At 73.0% G+C, this 9,758-nt stretch carries 8 protein-coding genes and 1 pseudogene; 8 read left to right on the forward strand and 1 reads right to left on the reverse strand.

Going from position 1 to position 9,758, the window contains the following annotated elements; translation table 11 throughout:
- Nucleotides 1–324: 324 nt before the first annotated feature.
- Complete coding sequence (locus tag DY240_RS12110; protein WP_119660142.1) at nucleotides 325–702, reverse strand: hypothetical protein; 378 nt, start codon at nucleotides 700–702, stop codon at nucleotides 325–327.
- 165 nt (nucleotides 703–867) lie between these two features.
- Here DY240_RS12110 and DY240_RS12115 point away from each other — a divergent pair, with 165 nt between their 5' ends.
- The 8 genes and pseudogenes from DY240_RS12115 to DY240_RS12150 all read left to right on the forward strand — a co-directional run.
- Nucleotides 868–2,049: an ROK family transcriptional regulator gene (locus DY240_RS12115; RefSeq protein WP_119660143.1), complete on the forward strand. Its 1,182-nt coding sequence runs from the start codon at nucleotides 868–870 to the stop codon at nucleotides 2,047–2,049.
- A gap of 98 nt (nucleotides 2,050–2,147) precedes the next feature.
- On the forward strand, nucleotides 2,148–3,011 hold the full coding sequence (locus DY240_RS12120; RefSeq protein ID WP_407659308.1) for a carbohydrate ABC transporter permease: 864 nt from the start codon (nucleotides 2,148–2,150) through the stop codon (nucleotides 3,009–3,011).
- Nucleotides 3,004–3,804, forward strand: a complete 801-nt coding sequence (locus DY240_RS12125; RefSeq protein ID WP_119660144.1) for a carbohydrate ABC transporter permease — start codon at nucleotides 3,004–3,006, stop codon at nucleotides 3,802–3,804. Before DY240_RS12120 ends, DY240_RS12125 begins: the two co-directional genes overlap by 8 nt.
- Before the next feature lie 11 nt (nucleotides 3,805–3,815).
- The gene (locus DY240_RS12130) at nucleotides 3,816–5,063 is read left to right on the forward strand and encodes an ABC transporter substrate-binding protein (RefSeq protein ID WP_119660145.1); all 1,248 of its coding nucleotides are present in this window, start codon (nucleotides 3,816–3,818) and stop codon (nucleotides 5,061–5,063) included.
- Entirely contained in the window at nucleotides 5,060–6,199 is a 1,140-nt protein-coding gene (locus tag DY240_RS12135; RefSeq protein WP_119660146.1) for a glycoside hydrolase family 15 protein, read from the forward strand. Before DY240_RS12130 ends, DY240_RS12135 begins: the two co-directional genes overlap by 4 nt.
- Nucleotides 6,196–8,418 (forward strand): glycoside hydrolase family 31 protein, encoded by a 2,223-nt coding sequence (locus DY240_RS12140; RefSeq protein WP_119660147.1) that lies wholly within the window; start codon nucleotides 6,196–6,198, stop codon nucleotides 8,416–8,418. The genes DY240_RS12135 and DY240_RS12140 overlap by 4 nt, the downstream gene beginning before the upstream one ends.
- 15 nt (nucleotides 8,419–8,433) lie before the next feature.
- The gene (locus tag DY240_RS31915; protein WP_267901669.1) at nucleotides 8,434–8,733 is read left to right on the forward strand and encodes a VOC family protein; all 300 of its coding nucleotides are present in this window, start codon (nucleotides 8,434–8,436) and stop codon (nucleotides 8,731–8,733) included.
- A 341-nt stretch (nucleotides 8,734–9,074) separates the two neighbouring features.
- Nucleotides 9,075–9,758, forward strand: a pseudogene (locus tag DY240_RS12150) (hypothetical protein); the annotation flags it as partial.

The raw sequence follows: 9,758 nt of genomic DNA on the forward strand, positions 1-9,758 counted from the left end.
GCCGGCGACGAGGCGGCCGCGGACCGTCCGGCCGGCCGTCGCCGTGGCCGCGGCCGTGGTCGCGGCTCCGCCGGTTCCGCCGGGCGCTCCGGACGCGAGCGGCAGGACCACGCCGCGAACCCGTCCGGCGGACGCTCGTCGACGACGTCGGGCGGACGATCGAGGACCGGCAACCGCAGCGGATCCGGCGCCACCAAGGCGACCGCCGGCAGCTTCTCCGCCTCGCTCCGTCGCCGCTGACCGACCTCCTCGCCCATGATCATCGACCTCTCGTGTCGTCGGGACAGCCGAGAAGGTTGATGATCATGGGGCGACGGGGCTGGGCTACGACTTCGCGCCGCCGGTGAACGCGGCCTCGCCCGGCTTGGACGCCCGGAACCGCAGCGCCGACCAGACGTCGTCGACGGCGACCTGGCCGTTGGGGCGCAGGCCGAACTCCGCGACGATCGGCCAGAGCGTGTCGCGGTTGATGTCCGACCGCCCGCCCTTCGGGTAGGCGACCCACACCACCGGCGGCGCCGTCACCGCATCGCGATGCGCGGAGAGCACCTGCCGCGCTGACGCCGCGTCGTCGGCGAGGCCGTCGACCACTCGCGCCTCGGCGGGCAGCGGGTCGAGCAGCGCCCGCCGGTCAGGGTGCGAGATCCACACCGACGTGCCGGGCCTCACCAGCAGCTTCTCGGCGACGGTCTTGGTGCTCATGACGGTGCTCCGCTTCTGCCGGTCGGCCGGCGTCCATGACTCTGATCGATGCCTCCACGCTCCCACCGACAATAATATTTGTCAAGAACGCGGTCCGCCGCGCTTGACAGAGCTGTATCGCGGGTGTTTCTTTATGACTAACTTTAGTCCCGAAGGAAGTGCCGGATGCCCGTTCCCCGCGGTGACCTCACCCGCTCGGCCGTACTGGCCGCGCTGGGTACGTCCGGCCCGCTGAGCAGAACCGACATCGCCCGGACGCTGGGCGTGAGCCCGGCCACCGTCACCCAGATCGTCAAGGACCTGCTCGCCCGCGGCCTGGTCGCCGAGGTCGAACACCGCCCGTCCCGCGGCGGCCGGCCGGCCGTGCTGCTGGGACTGGTCGGCTCGGCCGGACGGGCGCTGGGCGCCAAGGTCGCCGCCGACCACGTCGCCGTCGTCGACGTGCGGCTGGACGGGCAGGTGCGGCAGTCGTGGGAGTGGCCGTTCGACGCCATGGCGGCCGACGCGCCGGACCGGCTGGTCGACCTGCTCCGGCCGCTCGTGGAGCCGGCCGGCGACGAGGCAGCGAGCGATGACGACGCGGCCGCGCCGATCCTGGGCATCGGCGTCGGCGTCCCCGGCGCGGTCGACGACCAGGAGGCGGGCGCCGTCGACGCACCGACCCTGGGGTGGCGGCGGCTCGCCCTCGGCGCCCGGCTGCGCGCGGCCCTGCCGGCCCCCGTGCTCGTCGAGAACGACGTCAACGCGCTCGCCGTCGCCGAGCGGCTGTACGGCCGGGGCCGCGAACACCGCAACTTCCTCGTCGTGACGATCGGCCGCGGCGTCGGCGCCGGACTCGTCGTCGACGGGAGCGTCTACCGGGGCGCGGGCGGCGGGGCCGGCGAGTTCGGACACTTCCCCGTCCAGCCCGGCGGGCCGCGGTGCTCGTGCGGCAACACCGGCTGCCTCGAGGCGTCGGTCGGCCAGGAGGCGCTGCTGCGCGCCGCACATGAGGCCGGCCTCGACGCACCGGACGCGACCATCTTCGCGGCGGCAGGCGAGCTGTTCGGACGCGGCGTCGCCGGCCTGATCAACGTGATGGACCCCGAGATCGTCATCGTGCTCGGCGAGGGCACCCGCGCCTGGGAGCACTGGCGACCGGGGTTCGAGCCGAGCCTGCGCGCCCACCTGATGCCGTCGCGCCGCGGCGTGCCCGTCGTCGTCGAGTCGTGGGACGACACGTCGTGGGCGCTCGGTGCGGCCGCACTGGTCCTCGCGACCCCGTACGACGCATCCGGCGCGACGGGCGGCCAGGGCGAGCTGGTCCGGGCCCGGCTCGGCGGCGCACTCGCCGGGGACCTGTCGTGAGCACCGCGACGACCGGCCGCCCCACCCGCCCGGCGACGCAGCCGCCCCGCCGGCCCGGGAAGCGCCACCGCAACACCCTGCGCTACGGCGGCAACCGGCTGCGCTACGCCGGCATCGTCGCGCTGTTCCTGGCCCCGAGCCTGGTCCCGCTGACGCTGTTCACGCTGGTCCCGATGGTCAGCTCGCTGTGGGTGTCGCTGCACGACTGGAACCTCATCACCCCGATGGAGTTCGTCGGCCTGGCCAACTACCGCGAACTGCTCTCCGACGGCGACACCTGGGCCGCCTTCGGGCACACGCTGGGCTACATCGCCGGCTACCTGCCACTCGTCTACGTCCTCGGACTGGCCGCCGCGCTGGCGCTGAACACCGCGCTGCGCGGCCGCAACGTGTTCCGGGCGGCGTACTTCCTGCCGGTCGTCACCAGCTGGGTGGTCGTCGCGCTGCTGTGGCGCTGGCTGCTGAGCCCGGCGAACGGCCTGGTCAACCACCTGCTCGGGCTGGTCGGCATCGACGGCCCCGGCTGGTGGACCGACCCCGCCTGGGCGATGCCGTCGGTGATCCTCGCCTCGGCCTGGAAGGACCTCGGCTTCGTCATGATCATCCTGCTGGCCGGGCTGCAGTCGGTCCCCGGCGAGCTCTACGACGCCGCGCGGGTCGACGGCACCAGCGCGTGGCAGCGGTTCCGGTACGTGACGCTGCCGCTGCTGTCGCCGTCGACCTTCTTCGTGGTCGTCATCTCGCTGATCAACGGGTTCCAGGTGTTCGACCAGGTGTACGTGATGACCGGCGGCGGGCCTGCGGGCGCGACCGAGGTCGTCGTCCAGCAGATCTACGACCTCACGTTCCGGTACGGCCGGGCCGGCGACGCGTCGGCGCTGTCGTGGCTGCTGTTCGTGGTGGTGCTCGTGGTCACGATCATCCAGGTCCGCGGCCAGCGGAGGTGGGTGACCTATGCGTAGGGCCGTGCTGTACGCCGCCGTCATCGCCGGCGCGCTGGTCATGCTGTTCCCGTTCGCCTGGACGGTGATCACGTCGATCACGCCGGGCGCCGGTCTCGGGTCGCCGGACCTGATCCCCGACGAGCCCGGGCTGGACGCGTACCGCACGCTGCTCGACGCGATGCCGTTCTGGCGGATCCTGGCCAACAGCCTCTGGATCGCCGTCGCGTCGACGCTCCTGCAGCTGGTCACCAGCGCGATGGCCGCGTACGCGTTCGCCCGGCTGAACTTCCCCGGCCGCAACGCGCTGTTCCTCGTCTACCTGGCGACGCTCATGGTGCCGATGCAGGTGCTCGTCGTCCCGCTGTTCATCGAGATGCGCGAGCTGAACCTCGTCGACACCTACGCCGCCCTGCTGGCACCCAGCATCGCGTCGGCGTTCGGTGTGTTCCTGCTCCGCCAGGCGGTCGCGCAGGTGCCGATCGAGCTGGACGAGGCGGCCACCATCGACGGCGCCGGCCACCTGCGGATCTTCGTCTCCATCGTCTGGCCGCTGATCCGGCCGGCGCTGGCGACGTTCGCCGTCCTCGCGTTCATGTCCAGCTGGAACAGCTTCCTCTGGCCGCTGGTCGTCATCCGCTCGCCGGAGCTGATGACGCTGCCGCTCGGCCTCAGCACGCTGCACGGCCAGTTCACCACCGAGTGGGACGTCGTGATGGCCGGCTCCGTGATCAGCATCGTCCCGATCGCCGTGCTCTACCTCGCGGCGCAGAAGTACGTCATCCAAGGCGTGGCCCGCTCCGGGCTCAAGTGAATGGAGTTCCCATGACTCACCCGATCCGGCTCGGCGCCGTGGCCGCCGCGGCCGCGCTGCTGGCGTTGTCGGCCTGCTCGCAGGGCTCGGCCACCCGCGAGGACGGCGGCGAGGACGGCCAGACCGTCGTCCGCTACATGGAGTTCTCGTCCAACGGCGGCAACGAGCAGAACCTCGAGGCGATCGTCGCCGCGTTCGAGGAGGAGAACCCCGACATCGACGTGCAGGTCGAGACGACGCCGTACGCCGACTACTTCACCAAGCTGCAGACGGCGGTCGCCGGCGGCACCGAGGCCGACGCGTTCGAGCTGAACTACGAGAACTTCGTGACCTACGCCGACAGCGGCGCGCTCGCGGAGCTCGACGTCGACGGCGACGCCTACACGCCGTCGCTGCTCGAGGCCTTCCAGCATGACGGCGTCCAGCTGGGCCTGCCGGAGTCGTTCAGCGACGTCGTCCTCTTCTACAACAAGGACCTGTTCGCGGCGGCCGGCGTGCCGGAGCCGACGGCGGACTGGACGTGGGAGGACGAGCGGGCCGCCGCCGAGGCGTTGACGGACACCGCGGCCGGCGTCTGGGGCGACTACCAGCCGGCCACGTTCCATGAGTTCTACAAGGCGCTGGCGCAGGCCGGCGGCCAGTTCCTCACCGAGGACGGCAGCGCGACGGCGTTCAACAGCCCCGAGGGCATCGCCGCGGCGCGCTGGCTGACCGAGAAGTCCGGCACCGTCATGCCGACCGAGGCCGAGGGCGCCGGCACGCCCGACTTCGACTCGACGCTGTTCCGCGAGGGCAAGCTCGCCATGTGGCACAGCGGCATCTGGATGTTCGGCCCGCTGGCCGACGTGCCGTTCGAGTGGGACGTCGTCGTCGAGCCCGGTGACCAGACCAAGGCCAGCGCCATGTTCACCAACGGCGTCGTCGTCAGCGCGAACAGCGAGCACCCCGAGGAGGCGCAGGCCTGGCTGGAGTTCCTGACCTCGTCCGACACCACCGTCGAGACCCGGCTCGACGCCGGCTGGGAGCTGCCGCCGATCGCCGACCAGGACAAGCTGGCGCCGTACCTCGAGCAGACCCCGCCGGCGAACCGTCAGGCCGTCTTCGACGCGCTGGACGAGACGGTGCTGCCGCCGGTCATCGTCCGCCAGCAGGAGATGCAGGACGCCGTCACCGAGGAGCTGGGCAACGCCGCCGCGGGTCGCAAGACCGTCGAGCAGGCCGTCGCCGACGCCGCCGCGAGGGTGGACGAACTGCTGTGACCGATACCTCCACCCCGGCCGACCTCGGCGAGCTGGTCGCGCTCGCCGAGGCCAGCCACCGGGTCATCGCCGGCCACCAGGCCCCGTCCGGCGCCTACCCGGCCAGCCCGACGTTCAGCGCCTACCGCGGCTACAGCTGGTTCCGCGACGGCGCGTTCATCGCCGAGGGCGCCAGCCGGTACGGCGACGCCGACGGCCCGGCGGCCTTCCACCGCTGGTGCGCCGACGTGCTGGCCAAGCGGACGGACCAGGTCGACGCGCTGGTGGCGCGGGCCGGCCGGGGCGAGCACATCCCGGTCGCCGACATGCTGCCGACGCGGTACACCATCGACGGCGCCGTGGGGAACGACCCGTGGTGGGACTTCCAGCTCGACGGCTACGGCACCTGGCTGTGGGCGCTGGCGGCGCACACCGACCGGCACGGGGCGGTCGACGGCGTCGACGACGGCGTGGCCACGGCGGTCCGGTACCTGACGACGTTCTGGGCCCGGCCCTGCTACGACTGGTGGGAGGAGCACGTCGACCACCGGCACGTGTCCACGCTGGGGGCGATCCGGGCCGGGCTGGCGGCGGCCGCGTCGCATCCGGCGCTGGCCTCGGCGCTGCCGGGGGCGGAGCGGTCGGCCGCGGCGGAGGCCGTCGGGGCCATCGACGCGTTGGTGCTGTCGTCCGGCGTTGCGGACGGGCACCTGACGAAGTGGCTCGGCGCGGCCGACGTCGATGCGAGCCTGCTGGCCTGTGTGGTTCCGTTCGGGCTGGTCGAGGTCGGCAGCGACCTCGGACGGGCGACGGTGTCCGCGGTCGAGGACGCGCTCTGCGTCGACGGTGGCGTGCACCGGTACGCCGCCGACACCTTCTACGGCGGCGGGCAGTGGCCGCTGCTGACGGCGTTCCTCGGCTGGAACCATGCCGCGGCGGGTCGTCGCGAGGAGGCGCTGTCGTCGCTGCGGTGGATCGCGGCGCAGGCAACGCCGTCCGGCGAGCTGCCCGAGCAGGTCGGGCACCACCTGCTGGCCCCGGACCGCGAGCAGGAGTGGATCGACCGCTGGGGGACGGTCGCGACGCCGCTGCTCTGGTCGCACGGCATGTATCTGACGCTGGCCGCCGAGCTCGGCCTGGTGGGAGGCGCACGATGATCCGGCACCGCCCGTTCGGCTCCGAGCACCCGTACGCCGTCACCGGCGACCAGCGGGTGCCGGCGCTCCCGGTCGCCGGCGAGTCCTGCGAGCTGCGGGTCCGCGCGTCCGACGCCGTCGTCGCCGTGGTGTGCGAGTGGGCCGGCGGTGACGGCCCGACGGAGACGTGGCCGCTGCTGGCCCCGTCGTCGGCGGATTCGGCTGGTGCGTCCGCTGACGGCGGGCACCTGGCCGCCGCGCAGGCGCGGTCGCTGGCCGACCGGTCGTACTGGTCGGTGCGCACGCCGCCGCTGGCGGCCGGGACGACGTACCGGTACCGGTTCGTGGCGACGACGGCGTCCGGCGCGACCCGGCGGACGCGCTGGTTCTCGGTGGCGGCGGGCTCGTGGTCGTCGTCGGGCGGGCGCCTGGACGTCGCCGGGGATCGCCTGGTGCCCGGCAGTGTCGAGTGGCTGACCGGTCCGGAGGGGCCGCGGCGGGTCCGGTTCGCGCTGCGGCTGGCGTCCGACGAGCACGTGGTCGGGTTCGGCGAGCGCTACGACGCCGTCGACCAGCGCGGCCGCACGCTCGACGCCGTCGTGTTCGAGCAGTACAAGGCGCAGGGCGCACACGGCCGGACATACCTGCCGATGCCGTTCGCGCTGGTCGTCGGGCCCTCCTCGTCGTGGGGGTTCCACGTCCGCACGGCCCGGCGCACCTGGTACGACGTCGGCGCGACGACCCCGGACCGGCTGGTCGTCGAGGCCGACCTGGACGGTGACGACGCGCTCTCCGTCGGGCTCTACGCCGGCTCGCCCGCCGAGGTCGTCCGGCAGTTCGTGGACGAGGCCGGCCGGCCCGAGGTCCTGCCCGACTGGGTGTTCCGGCTGTGGGCCAGCGGCAACGAGTGGAACACGCAGGCCCGGGTGATGGCCGAGATGGACGCCCACCGCGAGCACGACATCCCCGTCGGCGCCCTGGTCATCGAGGCATGGAGCGACGAGTCGACGTTCACCGCGTTCCGCGACGCCGTGTACGACGTCAACGAGGACGGCGGGCCGCACCGGCTCAGCGACTTCACCTTCCCCGCCGACGGCGCCTGGCCGGATCCGAAGGGCATGGTCGACGAGCTGCACGCGCGCGACGTCCGCGTCCTGCTGTGGCAGATCCCGCTGCTGAAGATGCGCCCGCACCCTCGTGGGCAGCTCGCGGCCGACGCGCGGGCCGCGGTGGCCGGCGGGTTCGTCGTCACCGAGGCGGACGGGCGGCCGTACCGCAACCGCGGCTGGTGGTTCCCGCTCGCCCTGATGCCGGACCTGGCGTCGGAGAAGGCCCGCACCTGGTGGACGTCGAAGCGGCGGTACCTGGTCGAGGAGGTCGGGATCGACGGCTTCAAGACCGACGGCGGCGAGCACGCGTGGGGCCACGACCTGGTGCACGGTGCTGGTTCTGTGCGGGGGCTGGCCGGCAACAACCGCTTCCCCGTCGAGTACGCGCGGGCCTACGGCGACCTGCTGCGGTCGGCGGGCAGGGCGCCGGTGACGTTCAGCCGGGCCGGGTTCACCGGCTCGCAGGCGCACGGCGCATTCTGGGCCGGTGACGAGGACTCGACGTGGGACGGCTTCCGGTCGGCGGTGGTGGCGGGTGTGACGGCGGGCGCCTGCGGGATCGTCTACTGGGGCTGGGACCTCGCCGGCTTCTCCGGCGACGTGCCCGACGCCGAGCTGTACCTGCGCGCCGCAGCGGCGTCGGCGTTCATGCCGATCATGCAGTACCACTCCGAGTTCAACCACCACCGCCTGCCGCTGCGCGACCGCACCCCGTGGAACGTCGCGGAGCGCACCGGCGACCCGCGCGTGCTGCCGGTCTTCCGCCGGTTCGCGCACCTGCGCGAGCGGCTGGTGGCGTACCTGTCGTCGTCCGCCGCATCGGCGGTCGCCGGTGGCGCGCCGCTGATGCGCGGGCTGTTCTTCGACCACCCGGGTGACGAGTCGGCGTGGTCGGTCGCCGACCGGCAGTTCCTGCTCGGCGACTCGCTGCTGGTGGCGCCGGTCCTGTCGCCCGATGCGTCGGCGTGGGACGTGTACCTGCCGTCGGGATCGTGGGTGGACGTGTGGACGGGCGAACCGGTGCCCGGCGGGCAGGTCGTGACCCGGCCGGTGCCGATCGACGAGATCCCGGTCTACTGCCGGTCATCGGCGTGGCCCTCGCTGCGTGCGGCGTTCACGGACCTTCCCTGAGCGGTGCTTCCGCGGGTGGGGTTGGCATCGCCCCAGCGACGGGGGCAGACCGGCCGACCCGTCCGTGAGACCGTCAAGAACCGCATGCACTTCGACCTGCGCCCCACCGACCGCACCCAGGACGAGGAGATCGAGCGGCTGCGCGCCATCGGCGCCACCGAGGTCGCCGACCACCGCGGCAAGTACGGTCCAGGCACCGGCTGGGTGAACTACATCCGACGTGCGGCACCTGCGGTGGCTACGCGAGAAGCTGGGCGACAGGATGCGCGGTGGCATCGTGTTTCACCTCGGCGAGAGGGCGATCTCACTGGGTGACGGCATCGTCGCCGTTCCGCTCTCCGCCCTTTGGGGACACCAGCGACTACCAGCGACGTAATGCCACGCGGCACGGCGTGCACATGGCGCCGGACCGCAGCCACCAGGCCGGGGCCGCCGGGTCGTGATGCGTTCCGGCGTGTTGACATGAGCGCCAACAGTTGGCGCTCATGTCAACACGTCCGCACACACCCCGGGCGAGCGGGCACCGCCGGGAACCGGACATGCCGTGACGAACGGGATGTTCATCGGGGATTCACGTGGACGACGGCCGGCGGGCGGATGCAGCGCGCCCAGGCGATGTTGGCTGTGCGGAGTCCCGTCACGCCGAAGGAGGACCGGTGCCGATCGTCCACCGCAGCCGTGGTGCGCGGCGGCTGGTCGCCGTGGCGGCCACGGCCGTCGCTGCCGCCGTCACCGCCGGGGTCGTCGCGGCGCCGCCGGCCGGCGCGCATCCATTCGGGCCGCCGCTGTCGGCACGCCTGGACGTGGACGGCGCGGAGGTGGCGGTCACCTGGACCGCGGCCGAGGACGACTGGGTCAACCTGGGCGAGCACCTCGACGCCTTCACGACCCAGACGGACGAGAACGGCACCCAGCTCACCGGCGCCGAGCTGCTCGCCCGCTCTGACAACCTGCCCAGCTACCTGCTCTCGCACTTCGTCATCGAGCAGGACGGGCAGCCGTGCGAGGGGCAGGTCACGCAGTTGCAGGACCTGCTGACGCTCGGCGCGCAGCTCCTCTACACCTGCCCGCGGCCGGTCGACACCGTCGAGCTGACGGTCACGACGCTCACCGACATCAACGAGAACTACCGCACGGTCGTCACGTCGGACGCCGGGTCCGAGCCGGCGCAGGCGCTGTTCACGGCCACCACCGCCACGCAGCAGTGGACCTTCGACGCGGCGGCGGGCGGCGGACCGGCACGGGCCGCGCTGATGACGGCCGGCGGGCTGATCCTCGCCGCCCTGGCCGGCGGGCTGCTCTGGTGGCGACGCGGCGCGGGCCGGCGCACCGCCGCGGAG

It is taken from the genome of Jiangella rhizosphaerae, assembly GCF_003579925.1.
GTDB lineage: Bacteria > Actinomycetota > Actinomycetes > Jiangellales > Jiangellaceae > Jiangella > Jiangella rhizosphaerae.

Coding starts and splice junctions, on each gene's coding strand:
- DY240_RS12140 (WP_119660147.1), top strand. CDS start 6,196: ATGATCCGGCACCGCCCGTTCGGCTCCGAGCACCCGTACGCCGTCACC.
- DY240_RS12110 (WP_119660142.1), bottom strand. CDS start 702: ATGAGCACCAAGACCGTCGCCGAGAAGCTGCTGGTGAGGCCCGGCACG.
- DY240_RS12115 (WP_119660143.1), top strand. CDS start 868: ATGCCCGTTCCCCGCGGTGACCTCACCCGCTCGGCCGTACTGGCCGCG.
- DY240_RS12130 (WP_119660145.1), top strand. CDS start 3,816: ATGACTCACCCGATCCGGCTCGGCGCCGTGGCCGCCGCGGCCGCGCTG.
- DY240_RS12125 (WP_119660144.1), top strand. CDS start 3,004: ATGCGTAGGGCCGTGCTGTACGCCGCCGTCATCGCCGGCGCGCTGGTC.